We start from the raw sequence: 18275 nt of genomic DNA on the forward strand, positions 1-18275 counted from the left end.
GGCCGCGGCGACGGCGCGGGCGGGCGGCAGCGCGACCGCGCGGACGGGGGCGGGGTCGGCGGCGTCGCCGGGCGCCGGTTCGGGAGGGGGTGCGACGGCGGGGGCCGTGGGTGCGACCGGGAAGGTCGGCACCGGCACCGTGGCCGCGTCACCGATGCGCGGCGGCGCCCCGGCGGCCTGGGCGAAGCCGGAGGCCCGCGGGGCGGGCGGGTCGTCGGCGGAGCCCTGGGTGAACGCCAGCCCGACCCCGAGCGCCGCGATGCCGACCGCCGCGAAGGCCGAGGCGGCGGCGAGCTTCACCCGGGCGGGCTTGGTCCGCAGGATCAGCCATGCCTGCGCGGCGGCCCAGCCCAGCAGGGCGAGGGTCGCGATGAGCACGGCCCAGCGCTGCGTCACGGTCGGCACCTCCCTGACAGGCTCGCGGCCACGAAACGCTCGCGAACCCGATCGCTCGCGACACCGCCATCCTGCGCCCGTGCGTCCCGGATGTCCCGCCGGGGGCCCGGTCGTGTCGTGATCGACACGTCACGACGGGTGACGGGATCGCGTCAGACGTCGTAGTCGACCGTGACCGCGTCCGACACCGGCAGCGTCTGGCAGGTGAGCACGAAGCCCGCGTCGACCTCGTCGTCCTCGAGCGCGAAGTTGCGCAGCATCCGCACCTCCCCGTCGGTGACCCGGGCCCGGCACGTCCCGCACACGCCGCCCTTGCAGGCGAAGGGCAGGTCGGCGCGGACGCGCTGGGCCGAGTCCAGGACGGCGACGTCGCGCGGCAGGGTCAGCGCGGTCGCGCGTCCGTTGAGCACGACGGTGACCTCGCTGGTCTCGCCGTCGGGCAGCGCCTCGTCGGGTCGGTGCAGCTCGGGCGGCGGGGCGTCGACGTAGAAGAGCTCGCGGTGCACCCGCCGACGCTGCACGCCCAGCTCGCCCAGCACGGCGACGGCGTCGTCGGTCATGCGGAGCGGGCCGCAGAGCCACCAGTCGTCGACGGTGTCGACGTCGACCAGCAGGGTCAGCAGCTGCCGGAGCTTCGCGGCGTCGAGCCGCCCGCTGACGACCTCGGACTCCATGGGCTCGCGGGAGAGCACGTGCAGCAGGTGCAGCCGGGGGCCGTAGGCGTTCTTGAGGTCGGCGAGCTCCTCGGTGAACATGACGGTGTCGGTGCGCCGGTTGCCGTAGAGCAGCGTGACCCGGGTGTCGGGGTGGGCCGCCAGCAGCGATCCGACGATCGAGAGCACCGGTGTGATGCCCGAGCCGGCGGCGACGAACCCGTGGTGGGTGCCGGCGGCGAGGTCCGGGGTGAACGACCCGGCGGGCGGCCCGACCTCGATCTCGTCGCCCTCGGCGAGCCGGTCGACGAGCCACTCGGAGAACAGCCCGCCGTCGATGCGGCGCACCCCGACGCGGGGCGCGGCCCCCGCGGGCGCGCAGATCGAGTACGAGCGCCGCTCCTCGCCCGCGTCGGTGCGCAGCCTCAGCGTCAGGTACTGGCCGGGCCGGAAGGCGAAGGTGTCGGCGAGCTCGTCGGGGACGTCGAAGGTGACGGCGACGGCGTCGTCGCAGAGCCGCTCGACGGCACCGACCCGCAGCGGGTGGAACGAACCGGCCTCCGGGGCCCGCAGGGACGTGGTCGCGGCGGTCACCGTCAGATCTCCTTCATGTGCTCGAACGGCTCGCGGCACTCGGTGCAGCGGCGCAGGGCGGTGCACGCGGTCGGCCCGAAGCGCGAGAGCTCCTCGGTCGCGGGCGAGCCGCAACGGGGGCAGCGCACGACGGTCGCGGGGCCCGCGAGCGTCAGCGGTACCGGTCCGGGGGCGGGGCGCGGGGCGGCGCCGGGCGGGGCCAGGCCGGCCTCCGCGAGCTTGCGACGGCCGTCGTCGGAGATCCAGTCCGTGCTCCATGCGGGCGCGAGGACCGTGCGCACCTGCACCGGGCCGTACCCGGCTGCGGTCAGCGCCGCGCGCAGGTCGGCCGACATCTCCGCGACGGCCGGGCAGCCGGAGTAGGTCGGGGTGATCGTGACGGTGACGGCGTCCCCGTCGGTCTCGACCGAGCGCACCACGCCCAGGTCGTCGAGGGTGAGCATCGGCATCTCGGGGTCGACGACGCGCGCGACGACCGCACGCGCCGCGGGCCGCGCCGGCGCGCTCACCACGTCGCCCCCGGGTGCGCGCGGGCGAGGCTCTGCATCGTCGCGAGGACGTGTCCCAGCGCCTCGGTGTGCACGCCCTGCCGGCCGCCCCGCCCGCCGAGCAGCCCCATCGGGGCGCGGTCCGGGCGGGTCAGCGTCGCTGCGGCGAGGACCTGGTCGAGCACCGCGTCGACCTCGGCGCGGGTGTCCGCGGGGTCGACGGCGACACCGGCGGCGACGAGGCGGCGCTCGACGTCGGTGGTCCGGAAGAGCTCCTCGACGAAGGGCCACACGGCCTCCAGGCCCGCCTGCATCCGCCGGTGCGACTCGTCGGTGCCGTCGCCGAGCCGGACGGCCCACCTGGCCGCGTGCTCGCGGTGGTAGGTCAGTTCCTTGACGGCCTTGGCCGCGACCGCGGCGACGACGGGGTCGCGCGAGTCGAGCAGCCGCGACATCAGCGCGAGCCGCCACGTCGTGAACACCAGCAGCCGCGCGATCGCCACGCCGAAGTCGAGGTCGTCGCCGCGCTCGGCGAGCGCGACGTTGCGGTACTGCGCCTCGCTGCGCAGGTAGGCCAGCGCGTCCTCGTCGCGTCCCGCGCCCTCGACGTGCCCGGCCCGCGACAGCAGCACCCTGGCCTGGCCGAGCAGGTCCAGCGCGGTGTTCGCGAGCGCGACCTCCTCCTCCAGCTCCGGGGCGTTGGACACCCACTCCGCGATGCGCTGCGCGCAGACCAGCGCGTCGTCGCCGAGCATGAGGCAGTACTCGGCGAGGTCGGCCGCGTCGACCCCGCCAGGGAGGGGCGCCTCGATCTCGGCCTCGACGTCCTCGAATCCCGAGCCGAACGCCCAGCGCGGGTCGTCGATGCCGGCGGTCTCCGACAGCGACCGGTAGGCGTTGGTCGCGTCCTCCTCCTCGGCGTGCGGGCTCATCGTGGCTCCTCCCCTCGGCTGCTCGACCGCGCGCTCACAGGTGCGGCACCTCGTCCGGGATCGCGTAGAACGTCGGGTGCCGGTAGATCTTGTCGGCGGACGGGGCGAAGAACGGGTCCTTCTCCGACGGGCTCGACGCCGCGATGTGGTCGGCACGGACCACCCAGATGCTCACGCCCTCGTTGCGCCGGGTGTACACGTCGCGGGCGTTGTGCAGGGCCATCTCGTCGTCGGCGGCATGGATCGAGCCGACGTGGACGTGGTTGAGGCCGCGCTTGCCGCGCACGAAGACCTCGTAGAGCGGCCAGCCCCGGCGCGCGGCGGCCGGAGTCTCGCCTGCGGCGGGCTCGGCGGGGGCGGGTGCGTCGTCGGCCGGGATCACGCGGCCACCTCCTTGCGCGCGGCCTGCTTCTCCGCGTGGACCCGGGCGGCCTCACGGACCCAGGCACCGTTCTCGTGGGCGCGCCTGCGGTGGGCGAGCCGCTGCGCGTTGGCCGGGCCGGACCCGGCGAGGACGGCCTTGAACTCGGCCCAGTCGGGCTCGCCGTAGTCGTGGGCGCCCCGGTCGGGGTTCCAGCGCAGCTGCGGGTCGGGCAGCGTCACACCGAGGACCTCGGCCTGCGGCACGGTCATGTCGACGAAGCGCTGGCGCAGCTCGTCGTTCGTGTGCCGCTTGATGCCCCACGCCATGGACTGCTGCGAGTTCGGGGAGTCGCCGTCGGGCGGGCCGAACATCATCAGCGACGGCCACCACCAGCGGTTCACCGACTCCTGCACCATCTCGCGTTGCGCGTCGGTGCCGTTGACCATCGCCAGCAGCAGCTCGTAGCCCTGGCGCTGGTGGAACGACTCCTCCTTGCAGATGCGGATCATCGCCCGCGCGTAGGGCCCGTAGGAGCAGCGGCACAGCGGCACCTGGTTGCAGATCGCCGCACCGTCGACGAACCAGCCGATGACGCCGATGTCGGCGTAGGACAGCGCCGGGTAGTTGAAGATCGACGAGTACTTCTGCCGGGAGTCGACGAGCCGCTGGGTGAGGTCGTCGCGGTCGACGCCGAGGGTCTCGGCCGCGGCGTAGAGGTACAGCCCGTGGCCGGCCTCGTCCTGGACCTTGGCCAGCAGGATCGCCTTGCGACGCAACGACGGCGCCCGCAGGATCCAGTTCCCCTCCGGCTGCATCCCCATGATCTCGGAGTGCGCGTGCTGGGCGATCTGGCGGATCAGGGTGCGCCGGTACCCCTCGGGCATCCAGTCGCGCGGCTCGATCCGCTGGTCGGCCGCGACGGTCGCGTCGAACTGCGCCTGCAGCTCGGCGTCCTCGGGGGTGCTCGTGTCCACGACGACATCCTCCTTACCGAATGTTCGTTCGGCCAGGATGACGCAGCGGCCGTCCCCGCGCAACCCACCCGGTCGCCGTCGACCCGCGTGCCGGCCGGACGCGTCCCCCGCCGTCAGGACGCGTCCCCCGTCCTCAGGCCGGGTCGGCCGCGGGCAGCACGCCCGCGAAGATCGCCCGCGCGACGTCCTCGGGCAGCGAGGCCGTGCCGCGCCGCCCGGGGCGGTACCACTCGGACACGGAGTTGACCAGGCCCGACAGCAGCCGGGCCGCGAGTGCCGGGTCGACACCCGCACGGATCTCACCGGCATCGACGGCCGCCCGCACCAGCGCCGCGATCTCGGCGTCGTAGGCCTTGCGCCGTTGCAGCGCCCAGCGCTCGGTCGGGGTGTTCCCGCGGACCCGCAGCAGCAGCGTCACGTAGGGCAGGTCGTCCATCAGCACCCGGACCTGCCGGGTGACGATGCGCCGCAGCCGCTCCGACGGGCCCACCGCCGGTTCCACCCCGGGCGGGTCGTCCAGCGCGGAGAACAGGCCGTCGAGCGCGCGTTCGAGCGCCGCCCTGAGCAGCGCCTCCTTGCCCGCGAAGTGGTGGTAGAACGACGACTTCGTGATCCCCGCGGCCCGGGACAGGTCCTCCATGCTCGTGGCGTCGTAGCCGCGGGCGTTGAACTCGAGGACGGCCTTGTCCAGCAACGACTCCGGGCCGCCGCTGGGCCGACGGGGCCGGCGCGCCTCGGCCTGCGCGGAGCTCGTCATCGGCCCTCGAAGGTCGGCTTCTGCTTGGCCAGGAACGCCTCGACCGCACCGGCGTGGTCCGCCGTCGCGACCAGCCGGCTCTGCCCGCGGTCCTCGTTGGCGAGCACCGCGCGCAGGTCGTTGACCGCGCCGAACCGGACGGCCGACTTGATCTCGGCGTAGGCGAGCGTGGGACCGGCGGCGAGTCCGCGGGCGAGCTCCAGTGCCGCGTCGATCGCCTCCCCCGGCGCGATCCGCACCAGTCCCCACGCCGCGGCGTCCTCGGCCGTGAAACGCTCCCCGAGCAGCAGCAGCTCCGTGGCCCGCGCGACGCCGACCATGTGCGCGAGCGACGCCGAGAGCCCGGAGTCGGCGGTGAGGCCGATGCCCGCGAACGCCGTCGAGAACGTGGCACCGGCGGCCGAGACGCGCAGGTCGGCGGCCAGCGCGAAGCCGAGCCCGGCGCCGACGCAGGTGCCGTTCACCGCGGCGATCACCGGCTTGGGCGCCTCGGCGATGGCGAGCGTGATCCGGTTGTAGTGCTCCTCGATCGTCGTGAACTCGGTCCCCGCGCGCAGCGTCTGCGCGTGCTCACCGAGATCCTGGCCGACGCAGAACGACCGCCCCGCACCGGTGAGTACGACCGCGCGGACCGAGGGGTCGGCGGCGGCGGCCTCCAGCGCGTCGCGCAGCGCGACCTTGAGCTCGACGGTGAGGGCGTTGTGCCGGTCGGGGCGGTTCATCGTGACGACGGCGACGGCCGGCTCGGCGCTGTCGCGCTCGACGAGGACGGCGGGGGAATCGGCGACCATCGGCTCATGCTAACGGCTCTCCGACCGAACGATCGGTCAGACGACGGGTCCCGCGACCGTTCCGTCGGGCCGGGTGGAGGTGCTAGCTTGCCCGCATCGAGCCGAACGATCGTTCGGCAGCAGCACGCTGGAGACCACGCGAGGAACGCCGACGGGACCCGCCGCCGGATGGAGGACCATCGATGACCGCTCCGACCACCGTCCCGACGCTGCGCAGCTACGTCGCGGGTGCCTGGCACTCCCCCGACCCCGCGGGAGCGCGCCCGTTGCACGACGCGGTGACCGGCGAGGAGGTCGCCCGGCTCTCCTCTGCGGGCGTCGACTTCGGCGCCGCGCTCTCCTACGGCCGGGGCGTCGGCGGGCCCGCGCTGCGGGAGCTGACGTTCCACCAGCGGGCGGGTCTGCTCAAGGCGCTGGCCGGGCATCTGCGCGAGCATCGCGACGAGCTCTACGCCGTGTCGGCGCGCACCGGCGCGACGTTGTCGGACTCGAAGTTCGACGTCGACGGCGGCATCGGCGTGCTGCTCGCCTACGCGTCCAAGGGTCGCCGCGAGCTGCCCAACGACACCGTCTACGTCGACGGGGCGGTCGAGCCGCTCGGCCGCGGGGGCACCTTCGTCGGCCAGCACGTCGCGACGCCTTTGCACGGCGTCGCGGTGCAGGTCAACGCGTTCAACTTCCCGGTGTGGGGCCCGCTGGAGAAGCTCGCGCCCGCGTTCCTCGCCGGGGTGCCGAGCCTGGTCAAGCCCGCGAGCCCGACGGCGTTCCTGACCTCGGCGCTCGTCGAGCTGATCATCGACTCGGGGCTGTTGCCGGAGGGCTCGCTGCAGTTCGTCGCGGGCGGCGTCGGCGACCTGTTCGACCACCTGACCGGGCAGGACCTGGTGTCGTTCACCGGCTCCGCGGCCACCGCCGCCACGCTGCGGTCGCACCCGACGATCGTGCGCGAGTCCGTCCGCTTCAGCGCCGAGGCCGACTCGCTCAACATGTCGATCCTGGGCCCGGACGTCGCGCCCGGCAGCCCCGAGTTCGACCTCTACGTCTCCGGTGTCGTCGCCGAGATGACCGTCAAGGCGGGCCAGAAGTGCACGGCCATCCGGCGCGCGTTCGTGCCGGAACAGCACGTCGACGCGGTCGTCGAGGCGGTGTCGGCGCGGCTGGCGACGACGGTCGTCGGCGCTCCCGACGCCGAGGGCGTGCGGATGGGCGCGCTCGCGAGCCTCGACCAGCGCGACGAGGTGCGCCGCAACATCGCCGCCCTTGCCGACGCCGGACGGATCGTGCACGGCGACCCCGGGAAGGTCGACGTCGTCGGCGCCGACGCCGAGCGCGGCGCGTTCCTCTCCCCCGTCCTGCTCACGGCCGACCCCGACCGCGCCGAGCCGCACGCCGTCGAGGCGTTCGGCCCGGTGTCGACGGTCATGGGCTACTCGTCGATCCCGCAGGTGGTGGAGCTGGCCGCGCGCGGCAACGGCAGCCTGGCGGGGTCGGTCGTCACGGCCGACCCGGCCGTCGCCCGCGAGATCGTGCTGGGCGTGGCGCCGTGGCACGGCCGCGTGCTCGTGCTCAACGAGCGCGACGCGAAGGAGTCCACCGGGCACGGCTCGCCGTTGCCCGCGCTGGTGCACGGCGGCCCCGGCCGGGCGGGCGGCGGCGAGGAGATGGGCGGCATCCGCGGGGTCCTGCACCACATGCAGCGCACCGCGGTCCAGGCCGACCCCGACACCCTCACGGCGATCACCGGGCGCTGGGTCCGGGGGTCGCAGCGCCGGGAGACCGACGTCCATCCCTTCCGCAAGCACCTCGAGGAGCTGCGCCCGGGCGACACGATCGTCGCCGGACCGCGCCGGGTCACCCAGGAGGACGTCGAGCACTTCGCGGAGTTCACCGGCGACACCTTCTACGCGCACATGGACGCCGCGGCGGCGGCCGCGAACCCGCTGTTCGGCGAGCGCGTCGCGCACGGCTACCTCGTCGTGTCGCTGGCCGCGGGGCTGTTCGTCGATCCCGACCCGGGCCCGGTGCTCGCCAACTTCGGTGTCGACGACCTGCGCTTCCTCACCCCGGTCCGCTTCGGCGACGAGCTGACCGTGACGCTGACCTGCAAGCAGCTCACCCCGCGCGACACCGCGGGCTACGGCGAGGTCCGCTGGGACGCCGACGTCACCCGCCAGGACGGTGAGTCGGTGGCCCGCTACGACGTGCTGACCCTCGTCGCCAAGAAGGAGACCGCGTCATGAGTACCGCGACCAGGCGTCTCGGCGACGCTCCCGACCCCACCTTGCTCGACGACGCCGAGCGCATGTCGGTCGACGAGCTGCGCGCCCTGCAGCTGCAGCGGCTGCAGTGGACGCTGCGCCACGCCTACGAGAACGTGCCCTTCTACAAGGCCTCGTTCGACGCCGCGGGCGTGCACCCCGACGACTGCCGCGAGCTCGCCGACATCGCGAGGTTCCCGACCACGACGAAGGCCGACCTGCGCGACAACTACCCGTTCGGCATGTTCGCCGTGCCGCAGGAACAGGTCCGACGGGTGCACGCGTCGTCGGGGACGACGGGCCGCCCGACGGTCGTCGGATACACCGAGCGCGACATCGACACGTGGGCGACGGTCATGGCGCGCAGCATCCGCGCCGCGGGCGGACGCCCGGGCAACAAGGTGCACAACGCCTACGGCTACGGCCTGTTCACCGGCGGCCTCGGCGCGCACTACGGCATCGAGAAGCTCGGCGCGACGGCGATCCCGGTCTCGGGCGGCATGACCCCGCGCCAGGTGCAGCTCATCCAGGACTTCCGGCCCGAGCTGATCATGGTGACGCCCAGCTACATGCTCACCGTCGTCGACGAGTTCGAGAAGCAGGGCATCGACCCGCGCACGTCGTCGCTGCAGGTCGGCATCTTCGGCGCCGAGCCGTGGACCGAGCAGATGCGCCTCGAGATCGAGGACCGCATGGACATGCACGCCGTCGACATCTACGGATTGTCCGAGGTCATGGGCCCGGGCGTGTCGCAGGAGTGCGTCGAGACCAAGGACGGGCTGCACGTCTGGGAGGACCACTTCCTGCCCGAGGTGATCGACCCGGTCGAGGGCACCCCGCTGCCCGACGGCGAGCGGGGCGAGCTGCTGTTCACCTCGCTCACCAAGGAGGCGCTGCCGATCATCCGGTACCGCACCCGCGACCTGACGACGTTGCGGCCGGGCACCGCGCGTCCCGGGATGCGCCGGATGGACAAGATCACCGGCCGCTCCGACGACATGATCATCCTGCGCGGGGTCAACGTGTTCCCGACCCAGATCGAGGAGATCGTGCTGCGTACGGCGGGCCTCGCGCCCCACTTCCAGCTGGTGCTGACGACGCAGGGCCGGATGGACGCGCTCGGCGTCAGGGTGGAGGCCCGGCCGTCGACGCCCGCCGACCGTCGCGACGCCGCCGCCGCCGAGCTGGTGAAGGCCGTCAAGGACACCGTCGGGGTGAGCGTGACCTGCGAGGTCGTCGACCCCGACACGCTGGAGCGCTCCGTCGGCAAGCTGCAGCGACTGATCGACCGCCGGCAGCGCTGAGCGGCCGTCAGCAGGGCTGCCCCGGTGAGCGGCGATGGTCGCCATGGCGACCATCGCCACGCACGGGCCACGACGTGGGCCGACGTCAGGAGCGACGGCGCGCCGCGTCGAGGAGGGTGCGGGCCGCCAACTTCGCGTGCTCCGCGGCCGCAGGGTCGGTGCCGATCGCGGCGACCGTCATCGCGCCCTCGGCCAGCAGCGTGATCGCGCTCGCGAGGACGTCGGGTGAGTCGGTGGGGAACGCGCGGGCCAGGTCGGCGAGGTAGTCGCGGAAGAGGTCCTTGTGCCGCTGCACGGCGGCCAGGATGAGCGGGGACTCGCCGCCGATCTCGCCGAAGGCGTTGATGAACGCGCAGCCCCGGAAGTCGTCCTCGGCGAACCAGAGCCCGAGCCAGTCGAACACGGCCAGCAGCCGGTCCCCCGGGTCGTCGCCCGCGGCGTCGACGTGCGCCGCGACGCGACCGCGCCAGCGCACGTCGCGGGCGTCGAGGTAGGCCGCGACCAGGTGTTCCTTCGAGGGGAAGAGCTGGTAGAGCCGGCGCATCGAGACTCCGGCCTCGGCCCGGACGTCGTCGATCCCGACGGCGGCGATGCCGCGCGAGTAGTACAGCCGTTCCGCCGCGACCAGCAGCCGATCGGATGCTTCGGCGAGATCCACGTCACTCCTCCCCTTGACCGGTAACGATCGTTCTCTAGACTACGCCCCACTACGGAGAACGCTCGTTCTCCGCAGGTCCGAGGAGGTAGTCGAGGATGAGCCGTCCGCCGTTCCCGCCGTTCGACGCCGCAGGCGCCGCCAAGAAGGTCCAGGCCGCCGAGGACGCGTGGAACACGCGCGACCCGGAGAAGGTCTCGCTCGCGTACACGCCGGACTCCGTGTGGCGCAACCGCGACACCCACCTCGTGGGGCGCGAGGAGATCGTCAAGTTCCTGACCCAGAAGTGGGAGCGCGAGCTCGACTACGCGCTGCGCAAGGAGATGTGGTCCTACAGCGGCAACCGCATCGCGGTGCGTTTCCAGTACGAGAGCCACGACGCGAACGGCCAGTGGTACCGCTCCTACGGCAACGAGCTGTGGGAGTTCGACGACGAGGGCTACATGCGCCGCCGCGAGGCGAGCATCAACGACCGGCCGATCGACGAGTCCGAGCGCCGGATCTTCGGCCCCCGCCCGGAGTCCGAGCACGGCCAGACCTTCGACATCTACTGACCCCCGTGGGTGGCGATGGTCGCCATGGCGACCATCGCCACCCACGACCGTTGTGCCCGCTTCGGACGTGGCGCCGACACGGAGCGGGAATGCCGTCCCGCGGGGCCGGGTTGCCGCGGACATGAGGATCGGAATCATCGGTGCGGGCCACATCGGCGGAACCCTGACGCGCAAGCTGGCCGAGCTCGGCCACGAGGTGCGGGTCGCCAACTCGCGGGCGCCGGAGACCCTGGCGGACCTTGCGGCGGAGACCGGCGCGACGCCGGTGTGGGCGGCGGACGCCGCGACCGACGCGGATGTCGTCATCGTCAGCATCCCGCAGAAGAACGTGCCCGACCTGGCGCCGGGGATCGTCGCGAAGGCGAAGGACGGCGCCCCCGTGATCGAGACGAACAACTACTACCCCCAGCAGCGCGACGGGCGGATCGACGCGATCGAGAACGGCACCGTCGAGAGCGTCTGGGTCGGCGAGCAGATCGGCAGCCCCGTGTTCAAGGTGTTCAACGGGATCTTCTGGAAGCACCTGCTCGAACGCGGTGTCCCGGCCGGCACCCCGGGCCGGATCGCGCTCCCGGTCGCGGGCGACGGGCCGGGCAAGCAGACCGTGCTCGACCTCGTCGACGCGCTGGGCTTCGACCCCGTCGACGCCGGCCCGCTCGCCGAGTCCTGGCGGCAGCAGCCGGGGACCCCGGTGTACGGCAAGGACTTCGACGCCGACGGGGTACGCGCCGCGCTCGCGCAGGCGAGCCCGGAGCGGCCCGCGGAGTTCAGCGGCTGACCGCGGCCGCGCAGTGCGCGTGGGTGGGCCGGGTGGGTCCCGACCCATCTGCGCGCCACCCGTGACCGGCCGCCCGCCGGTGTCCGGGTGCCGAGCCCGTGGTGGGGGTCTCAGGTTGCTCTCATGCGGGCCCGGCAGGATGGCCGCCGATGACGACGACCTCCACCCCGACGGTCTCGCCCGAGGGCACCCGCGCGTTCCCGCGACGGTGGCCGCGCGTCGCCGCGGCGGGTGTGGTCACCGCGCTCGCGGTCCTCACGACGGTGCCCGACCGTCTCGGCGGGCTCGACCGCTGGACGCCGTTCGCGCAGATCGTGGCGTTCCGTCCCTACGTGGTGGTCGTGGTCGGGCTGCTGGGCCTGGTCGCACTCGTCGCGACGGTCTTCCGGCGCCGGTTCTGGCCGTTCGCCGCGGGCCTGCTCGTGGTCGCCGTCGCGGGCGCCGCGCTGGTGGTCCCGAGACTCGTCCCCGATCCCCCGCCGCCCGCGGGCGCACCGACGCTGACCGTGCTGGCGTTCAACGTCTACGAGGGCCGCGCCGACCCGGCCGCCGTCGCCGCGGCGATCCGGGCCGAGCGCCCCGACCTGGTCGCGCTGCCCGAGGCGGGCGCCCGGTACGCCGGTCGGATCGAGGCACTCGTCGGACCTCTGGGCTACCGCGCGCAGGCGTCCACGTCGCCGCGGGTCCGCGACGTGGACGGCGTGACGGTGCTCGTCGCGCCCCGCCTCGGCGCCGTCGACATCACCATCGGCGACGACATGACGGTGCCCGACCTGCAGGTCAGCGGCGGCGCGCTGGGCGCGGTGCGGTTCGTCGCCGTCCACCCGCGCTCGCCCCGGCTGAGCCGGGCCGACGAATGGCGCGACGACGTCGCCCGCCTCGCGACGTGGTGCGCCGGCCCGGCGCCGACGGTCGTCGCGGGCGACCTCAACGCCACCCTCGACCACTCCGTGCTGCGCGAGGCGACCCGCGGCTGCGGCGACGCGGCGGTCCGGCGCGGCCAGGGCCTCACCCCGACATGGGGTCCGTGGGGCCGCACGCTCGGGCCGCAGATCGACCACGTCCTCGCGACCGCCGGGATCGAGGCCGAGTCCGTGCGGTTCCTGACCCTGCCGGGCAGCGACCACCGCGCGGTGCTCGCGCGCCTCGCGCTGCCGACGGGTCCTCAGTCGAGCTCGACCGGCAGCGCGTCGACGCCGTAGACGAACGACAGCTCGCGGAACGGCAGCTCCGACTCCGGCACGGCCGGGCGGATCCGCGGGAACCGGCGGACCAGCGCGGGGTAGGCCGTGCGCAGTTCCATGCGGGCGAGCTCGGCCCCCACGCAGCGATGGATGCCGTGGCCGAACGCAAGGTGCGGCGGCACCATGCGGTCGAGGTCGACGCGGTCGAGCCCGTCACCGATGCGCGGGTCGCGGTCGGCGGCCGAGAGCGAGCACACCACGACGTCGCCGGGGAGGATCGTCTTCCCGCCGACCGTCGTCTCGACGCGGGCGAACCGCGGGAAGGCGACCTGGACCGGGGTGATGATCCGCAGCAGCTCCTCGACCAGCTTGTCGGGAGCGGCGTCGTCGGAGAGCAGGGACGCCCGCAGCGCCTCGTCGCGCATGACGACGAGGCCACCCAGGGCGAGCATGCTGGTCGTGGTCTCGAGCCCGCCGGTGAGCAGCCCGTCGGCGATGCCGGCGGCCTCACGGTCGTCGATCTCGTCGCCGTGCTCGCGCAGCAGCATGCCGAGCAGGCCCTCGCCCGGGTCCCGGCGCTCCTTCGCGACGACGTCCATCAGGTACCCGACCGACTCCGACATCGCCCCGAACGAGCCGGTGAAGCCGCCCAGCAGGTCGAACCGGGCCGTCGAGAGCCGCTCGAAGTCGCCGCGGTCCTCGTAGCGGATGCCGAGCAGCTCGCAGATCGCGAGCGACGGGATCGGCAGCGCGAAGTCGCGCGCGAGGTCGGCCTGCCCGCCCTCGGCGACGGTCTTCTCCATGACGTCGAGCTGGCCCTGCACGATCGCCTCGATCCGCGGCGCGAGCCTGCGCAACCGGCGGACCGTGAACTCCGGGGTCAGGAACTTGCGCAGCCGGGTGTGGTCGGGCGGGTCGGCGAACCCCAGGCCGCCCGGGTCCTGCTCCGCCGTGATGCCGAGCCTGCCGACGAGGTGGGTGAAGTCGTTGCTGAACGCGTCGGCCGCCGCGAGCACGGCCTTCGACTCCTCGTAGCCCGTCACCAGCCACGCCCGGATGCCGTAGGCCGCGGGCAGCTCGGCGACGGGCTCGCGCTCGCGCTGCTCGGCCAGCTCCGGCACCGGGTCGATCCCGGTGCGACGCAGCGGTACGAGCGCGGGCTCGGGCAGGATCCGGGTGAAGTCGACGGCGCCCGATCCGCGCCGGTTGCGCCAGCGCAGGTACAGCGGGACGACGAGCCCGAGCACCTTGCGGCGCACACCTTCCACGATGCTCATCGCGGTGTGTTCCCCCTGGTCGTGAGGCGTGTGCGACGGGTCGGCCCGGGGTCGGCGCCGCGCGTCAGTGCGCGGCGAGGATCGCCGTGAGCCAGTTCGGGTCGGAGACGTCGACGAGGCGACCGTCGACGGCGACGGTCGGCGTGCCGAAGCCCGACCCGGCGCTGGTCTGCTGCCGCAACGCGGGGTTGGTCGCGGCCGTCTGCAGCGACGTCTGCACCGCCTGGTCGAACTCCTTCGACGCGAGCGCGTCCGCCACCCGGCCCTTCGGGACGCCGAGTGCCGTGGCCAGCGCGTCGAGCTGGTTCGCGTCGTACCCGCGGCCGCCCTCGGACGGCTGGGCACCGTAGAGGCTGTCGTGGAACGACGCGAACGCGCCCGGGTCGGCCTCGGCGACGGCCAGCGCCGCGGACGCCGCGGCCATCGAGTAGCCCGGTGGGTCGGAGCGGTCGTCGAGGAGGTTGACGACGTGGTAGCGCGCGTCGAGCTTGCCGTCGGTGACGGCCTGGCGGATCTGGTCGCCGTAGGTGTGCTCGAACTGGCCGCAGATCGGGCAGAGGAAGTCCTCGTAGACGTCGATCGTGGCGGGGGCGCCCGCCTTGCCCATCGTCACGACCGCCGCCGCCTTGTCGACGGCGACGGGGGCGCCGGCCGCCGACGAGGTGACGACCGGGATCTGCGCGGACGCGGCGTCGTCGGTGCGGTTCGCCCGCTGCAGCAGGCCGACGACGACGGCGACCGCCACGACGACGACCACGACGATCCCGGCGATCGTGCCGGCACCGGTGCGGCGCCGCGCCGCCGCGACGCCGCCGCGGGACCGCTTGTGTGTCGGGCGTGCGTTCACCAGCCAGGACCTCCGTCGACCGTCGCGGCCACGATCATCGACCGCCTCGCCCCGATACTTCCACAAGCCGTCGAACGGTCGGCGCCAGCCACCGGTTCCACGCCGGCCCGGCACCCGCGGGAGGGACGCGCCAGTGACGTCGGCGGTCCCGGGTGGACTCGGCCGCGGGCGGTGTGAGTGGATCGGCGGAACCGATGCGAAGGAGCGTGGTGCCCGTGCTGGTCGAAGCCGTCGTCGACGTCCGCAACGACCCGGAGGGCGTCGAGGCCGCCGCCGTCCGGGCCGAGCAGGAGGGCTACTCCGGGGTCGGCATCCCGGAGACCCAGCACGACGTGTTCGTCGCGCTCGGGCTCGCGGCGCGGGCGACCGAGCGGATCACGCTGCAGTCGGCGATCGCGGTCGCGTTCGCCCGCACCCCGATGACGCTGGCCATGGCCGCCAACGACATCACGCTGATCTCGAAGGGACGCTTCGAGCTGGGCATCGGGTCGCAGGTCAAGCCGCACATCGAGCGCCGCTTCGGGATGCCGTGGAGCCGCCCGGCGGCGCGCATGGAGGAGTTCGTCGGGGCGATGCGCGCGATCTGGGACGCGTTCGCCTCCGGGGAGCGTCTCGACGTGCGCGGCGAGTTCTACTCGCACACGCTGCTGACCGAGATCTTCTCCCCCGGGCCCAACCCGTACGGCAACCCGCCGGTGCTGCTCGCCGCCGTCGGCACCCGGATGATCGAGGTCGCCGGCCGGGTCACCGACGGCATCATGTGCCATCCGCTGACGTCGAAGCGGTACATGAGCGACGTGATCCTGCCGACGCTGCGCGACGCCCGCGGCGGCGACCTCGACGGGTTCACGGTCAGCATGCCGGCCTTCGTCGTGCTCGGGGCCGACGAGCAGGCGCGGGCGCGCGCGCTCGCCGGCACGCGTCGGCAGATCGCGTTCTACGCCTCCACCCCCGCCTACCGGCCGGTGCTCGAGGCCCACGGCTGGGAGGACCTGCACGTGCGGCTGAACGGGCTGTCGCGCCGGCAGGCGTGGGACGAGATGGCCGGGCTGATCGACGACGAGATCGTCGACACCTTCGCCGTCGGCGGGACGCCGGAGCAGGCCGCCGCCGGGCTGCGCGAGCGGTTCGGCGGGCTCGCCACCCGGCTCTCGCTCAACACGCCCTACGAGGCCGACCCGGAGCTCGTCCTCGCCACGGCGAAGGCGTTGCGGGAGAACGGCTGAGCCGTCCGACCCGACGGTCCACCGCGCCGCCGGGGACGGCGGCTCACCAGGACGGCGGGCGCTCGCCCCGCACCGGCGTCGTCGCGATCGCGACGACGGGGGCGAGCGCGGCCAGCGCGAACCCGGCCGCGTACCCCGCGACACCGATGATCGCGCCCAGCGCCACGGGCGCCGCCGCGGAGACGATGTTCTGCCCGGTGTTCTGGATGCCCAGCGCGCGGCCCGACCACCACGAACCCGCCATCTCCGCGACGGCGGTGTAGCCCAGCCCGTTGTCGGCCACCGACACGACGGCACCGACCGCGAGCGCGGCGACCGCGAGCCACGGCGCGACGAGGTCGCCGAGGGCGAACGCGAGCAGCACGAGCACGGCCGCCGCGGCGAGCTGGCGCATCGGGCGCATCCGGGAGCCGACGCGGTCGGACCACCATCCGGCGCCGATCCGGCCCGCTGCCCCGACGACCTGCATGATCGCGACGAACGCGCCCGCGGCCGCGATCGACCAGTGCTGCTGGCGGACCAGGTACTCGGTGGAGAACACGGCGATCGCGAACTGCGGGACGACCAGCAGCGCGCTGCTCAGGTGCACCCGCCACAGCGGCGTGCCGGCGTAGGGCGAGCGGACGGGCACGCCCTCGGGCCGGGGCTCGCGGGGCGGGTCGGGCGCGAGCGTCGCGATCAGGACGGCGGCGACCAGGCAGAGCACGCCGGGCACGGCGAGCGCGGTGAACGGGCCGAGGTGCTGGCCGAGGGTCGGGAGGACCAGACCGGCGACGCCGACGCCGAGCGGTTGCGCGGTCTGCCGGATGCCCATCGCGACGCCGCGTTCGGTCCGTGGGAACCAGCCCATGACCATGCGGCCGCTCGCCGCCCACACCGACGCCGACAGCGCGCCCACCAGGCCCAGCAGCACGACGACGCCGGCCCCGTCGCCGTGCGGGCCGAACGCGACCCAGCCCATCGCGAGCGAGCCGAGCCCGAGCCCGAGGGCCATGACGCGGCGCTCACCGAACCGGTCGGCGGCCGCGCCCCATGCGACGAGGGTGAGCAGCAGGCCGGTCGTCGGCGCGGCGACGTAGACCCCGACCGCGGCGAGCGACAGCCCGAACGTGTCCCGCAGCTGCGGGACCAGGAACGGGATGCCGTAGACAAACGAGCAGGCCGACGACTGGGCGAGCACGCCGATCGCCAGCACGACCCACCGTCGTCGTGATCGCGTGTGCTCGGCCGTCGTCACGGTCACCCTCGGTCCTCCTCGCCACGTGCCCCGCCGAGGAGGTTAGCACCGCTAATCCACAAGCTGAGACGTGATTCCCATCAGTTGAGACCTCCCGGCAGTGGCGACAGTCGCTGTGACGACTATCGCCGCTCACCGGGGGTCAGGCTTCCCCGACCCGATCAGGCCTCCAGGAAGCGCAGCGCGTCCTCGGGGGCGGGCAGCGGCGCGGCGATCGCCTCGGCCTCGGCCCGGTCCAGCTCCGCGGTCGCGTCCGCGGCGATCGCGGCGGCCTCCTCGGCCGTCAGCAGGCCGTCGCCGACGAGGCGGGCACGCAGCCGCGGGATCGGGTCGCCGCGCAGCGCCGCCTCGTACTCCTCGACCGCGCCGAACACCCGGACGGCCTCGTGCTCCGGGTACGTCAGCGGCACCCCGGGCGGGGCGATCGTGTTCCCGTGGGCGGAGAGCCGGTAGACCAGCGTCTCCACCAGCGTCGGGCCCGCACCCGCGCGCGCAGCGGCCACGGCCGCGGCGACGTGCTCGTGCACCAGGAGCGGATCGCCGCCGTCGACCGTCACGCCGGGCATGCTGTACGCCTTGGCCTTGGTGGCCAACGGCTCCCCCGCGGCGGCGTTGGCGTCCTCCTGCTCGACGCGCGTCGAGCCGCTGAAGCTGTTGTTCTCCATGACGAACACGATCGGCAGCTTCCACAGCGACGCGATGTTCAGCGACTCGTGGAACGCGCCCTGCTTGCTCGCCCCGTCGCCGAAGAAGCACAGCACCACCTCGCCCGCCCGCCGGACCTGCGCGGCGTAGGCGGCGCCGGTGGCCTGCGGGATCGACTGTCCGACGATGCCCGACGTGCCGAGGAAGCCGCGCTCCGGGTCGGCCAGGTGCATCGGGCCGCCGTAGCCACCGCACAGCCCCGTCGCGCGCCCGTAGATCTCGGCGAGCATCGCCGTCGTGTCGGTGCCGAGCGCGATGGGGTAGCCGTGGCAGCGGTAGGTGGCCATGACCTGGTCGCCGG

General features: G+C 73.9%; 18 protein-coding genes and 1 pseudogene. 6 read left to right on the forward strand and 13 right to left on the reverse strand.

Annotation, left to right across the window (positions count from 1 at the left end; genetic code table 11):
* The 8 genes and pseudogenes from PSD17_RS08110 to PSD17_RS08145 form a co-directional block, all read right to left on the reverse strand.
* Nucleotides 1–396, reverse strand: a pseudogene (locus PSD17_RS08110) (hypothetical protein); the annotation flags it as partial.
* 152 nt (nucleotides 397–548) lie between these two features.
* Nucleotides 549–1643 (reverse strand): 1,2-phenylacetyl-CoA epoxidase subunit PaaE, encoded by a 1095-nt coding sequence (gene paaE, locus PSD17_RS08115; protein WP_339122296.1) that lies wholly within the window; start codon nucleotides 1641–1643, stop codon nucleotides 549–551.
* Nucleotides 1644–1645: 2 nt separating this feature from the next.
* On the reverse strand, nucleotides 1646–2155 hold the full coding sequence (paaD, locus tag PSD17_RS08120) for a 1,2-phenylacetyl-CoA epoxidase subunit PaaD (protein WP_132975439.1): 510 nt from the start codon (nucleotides 2153–2155) through the stop codon (nucleotides 1646–1648).
* Nucleotides 2149–3063, reverse strand: a complete 915-nt coding sequence (gene paaC / locus PSD17_RS08125) for a 1,2-phenylacetyl-CoA epoxidase subunit PaaC (protein ID WP_339122297.1) — start codon at nucleotides 3061–3063, stop codon at nucleotides 2149–2151. The genes paaD and paaC overlap by 7 nt, the downstream gene beginning before the upstream one ends.
* Nucleotides 3064–3097: 34 nt before the next feature.
* A complete protein-coding gene (paaB, locus tag PSD17_RS08130) occupies nucleotides 3098–3445 on the reverse strand; it encodes a 1,2-phenylacetyl-CoA epoxidase subunit PaaB (protein ID WP_103384340.1) in 348 nt (115 codons plus the stop codon).
* Complete coding sequence (gene paaA / locus PSD17_RS08135; protein WP_013674825.1) at nucleotides 3442–4401, reverse strand: 1,2-phenylacetyl-CoA epoxidase subunit PaaA; 960 nt, start codon at nucleotides 4399–4401, stop codon at nucleotides 3442–3444. The genes paaB and paaA overlap by 4 nt, the downstream gene beginning before the upstream one ends.
* 133 nt (nucleotides 4402–4534) lie before the next feature.
* On the reverse strand, nucleotides 4535–5158 hold the full coding sequence (locus tag PSD17_RS08140) for a TetR/AcrR family transcriptional regulator (protein WP_013674824.1): 624 nt from the start codon (nucleotides 5156–5158) through the stop codon (nucleotides 4535–4537).
* A complete protein-coding gene (locus PSD17_RS08145) occupies nucleotides 5155–5949 on the reverse strand; it encodes an enoyl-CoA hydratase/isomerase family protein (RefSeq protein WP_103384341.1) in 795 nt (264 codons plus the stop codon). Before PSD17_RS08145 ends, PSD17_RS08140 begins: the two co-directional genes overlap by 4 nt.
* Nucleotides 5950–6131: 182 nt before the next feature.
* Here PSD17_RS08145 and paaZ point away from each other — a divergent pair, with 182 nt between their 5' ends.
* Nucleotides 6132–8189, forward strand: coding sequence for a phenylacetic acid degradation bifunctional protein PaaZ (paaZ, locus tag PSD17_RS08150; RefSeq protein WP_339122298.1), 2058 nt, complete (start codon nucleotides 6132–6134; stop codon nucleotides 8187–8189).
* Entirely contained in the window at nucleotides 8186–9511 is a 1326-nt protein-coding gene (gene paaK, locus PSD17_RS08155; protein WP_339122299.1) for a phenylacetate--CoA ligase PaaK, read from the forward strand. Before paaZ ends, paaK begins: the two co-directional genes overlap by 4 nt.
* Nucleotides 9512–9596: 85 nt before the next feature.
* Here paaK and PSD17_RS08160 read toward each other — a convergent pair whose 3' ends face one another.
* Nucleotides 9597–10169: a TetR/AcrR family transcriptional regulator gene (locus tag PSD17_RS08160; protein WP_013674820.1), complete on the reverse strand. Its 573-nt coding sequence runs from the start codon at nucleotides 10167–10169 to the stop codon at nucleotides 9597–9599.
* A 95-nt stretch (nucleotides 10170–10264) separates the two neighbouring features.
* Between PSD17_RS08160 and PSD17_RS08165 the strand changes: the two genes are divergently transcribed.
* The 3 genes from PSD17_RS08165 (at nucleotide 10265) to PSD17_RS08175 (ending at nucleotide 12700) form a co-directional block, all read left to right on the forward strand.
* Nucleotides 10265–10720, forward strand: a complete 456-nt coding sequence (locus tag PSD17_RS08165) for a nuclear transport factor 2 family protein (protein WP_339122300.1) — start codon at nucleotides 10265–10267, stop codon at nucleotides 10718–10720.
* 67 nt (nucleotides 10721–10787) lie between these two features.
* Entirely contained in the window at nucleotides 10788–11498 is a 711-nt protein-coding gene (locus PSD17_RS08170; RefSeq protein ID WP_267895044.1) for an NADPH-dependent F420 reductase, read from the forward strand.
* A 149-nt stretch (nucleotides 11499–11647) separates the two neighbouring features.
* Nucleotides 11648–12700 carry an endonuclease/exonuclease/phosphatase family protein gene (locus PSD17_RS08175; RefSeq protein WP_339122301.1) on the forward strand — a complete coding sequence of 351 codons (1053 nt, stop codon included), beginning with the start codon at nucleotides 11648–11650 and terminating at the stop codon, nucleotides 12698–12700.
* Here PSD17_RS08175 and PSD17_RS08180 read toward each other — a convergent pair.
* The gene (locus PSD17_RS08180) at nucleotides 12664–13959 is read right to left on the reverse strand and encodes a cytochrome P450 (RefSeq protein WP_339122302.1); all 1296 of its coding nucleotides are present in this window, start codon (nucleotides 13957–13959) and stop codon (nucleotides 12664–12666) included. The genes PSD17_RS08175 and PSD17_RS08180 overlap by 37 nt on opposite strands.
* A 64-nt stretch (nucleotides 13960–14023) precedes the next feature.
* Nucleotides 14024–14806: a DsbA family protein gene (locus PSD17_RS08185; RefSeq protein WP_339122303.1), complete on the reverse strand. Its 783-nt coding sequence runs from the start codon at nucleotides 14804–14806 to the stop codon at nucleotides 14024–14026.
* A 215-nt stretch (nucleotides 14807–15021) separates the two neighbouring features.
* On the opposite strand from PSD17_RS08185, the gene PSD17_RS08190 reads away from it, so the two are divergent.
* Nucleotides 15022–16032, forward strand: coding sequence for a TIGR03617 family F420-dependent LLM class oxidoreductase (locus tag PSD17_RS08190; RefSeq protein WP_013674814.1), 1011 nt, complete (start codon nucleotides 15022–15024; stop codon nucleotides 16030–16032).
* Between the two features lie 43 nt (nucleotides 16033–16075).
* Here PSD17_RS08190 and PSD17_RS08195 read toward each other — a convergent pair whose 3' ends face one another.
* Both PSD17_RS08195 and PSD17_RS08200 read right to left on the reverse strand, forming a co-directional pair.
* Complete coding sequence (locus PSD17_RS08195; RefSeq protein WP_013674813.1) at nucleotides 16076–17275, reverse strand: MFS transporter; 1200 nt, start codon at nucleotides 17273–17275, stop codon at nucleotides 16076–16078.
* A gap of 155 nt (nucleotides 17276–17430) precedes the next feature.
* The coding region (locus PSD17_RS08200) for a thiamine pyrophosphate-dependent dehydrogenase E1 component subunit alpha (RefSeq protein ID WP_339122304.1) at nucleotides 17431–18275 on the reverse strand (845 nt) is incomplete at its 5' end.

The organism is Pseudonocardia sp. D17 (assembly GCF_036984265.1).
GTDB lineage: Bacteria > Actinomycetota > Actinomycetes > Mycobacteriales > Pseudonocardiaceae > Pseudonocardia > Pseudonocardia benzenivorans.

Excerpts from the sequence above, each read along its gene's own strand:
- PSD17_RS08165 (WP_339122300.1), top strand. The coding sequence starts at position 10,265 with ATGAGCCGTCCGCCGTTCCCGCCGTTCGACGCCGCAGGCGCCGCCAAG.
- PSD17_RS08140 (WP_013674824.1), bottom strand. The coding sequence starts at position 5,158 with ATGACGAGCTCCGCGCAGGCCGAGGCGCGCCGGCCCCGTCGGCCCAGC.
- PSD17_RS08180 (WP_339122302.1), bottom strand. The coding sequence starts at position 13,959 with ATGAGCATCGTGGAAGGTGTGCGCCGCAAGGTGCTCGGGCTCGTCGTC.
- paaC (WP_339122297.1), bottom strand. The coding sequence starts at position 3,063 with ATGAGCCCGCACGCCGAGGAGGAGGACGCGACCAACGCCTACCGGTCG.
- PSD17_RS08175 (WP_339122301.1), top strand. The coding sequence starts at position 11,648 with ATGACGACGACCTCCACCCCGACGGTCTCGCCCGAGGGCACCCGCGCG.
- paaK (WP_339122299.1), top strand. The coding sequence starts at position 8,186 with ATGAGTACCGCGACCAGGCGTCTCGGCGACGCTCCCGACCCCACCTTG.
- paaZ (WP_339122298.1), top strand. The coding sequence starts at position 6,132 with ATGACCGCTCCGACCACCGTCCCGACGCTGCGCAGCTACGTCGCGGGT.
- PSD17_RS08145 (WP_103384341.1), bottom strand. The coding sequence starts at position 5,949 with ATGGTCGCCGATTCCCCCGCCGTCCTCGTCGAGCGCGACAGCGCCGAG.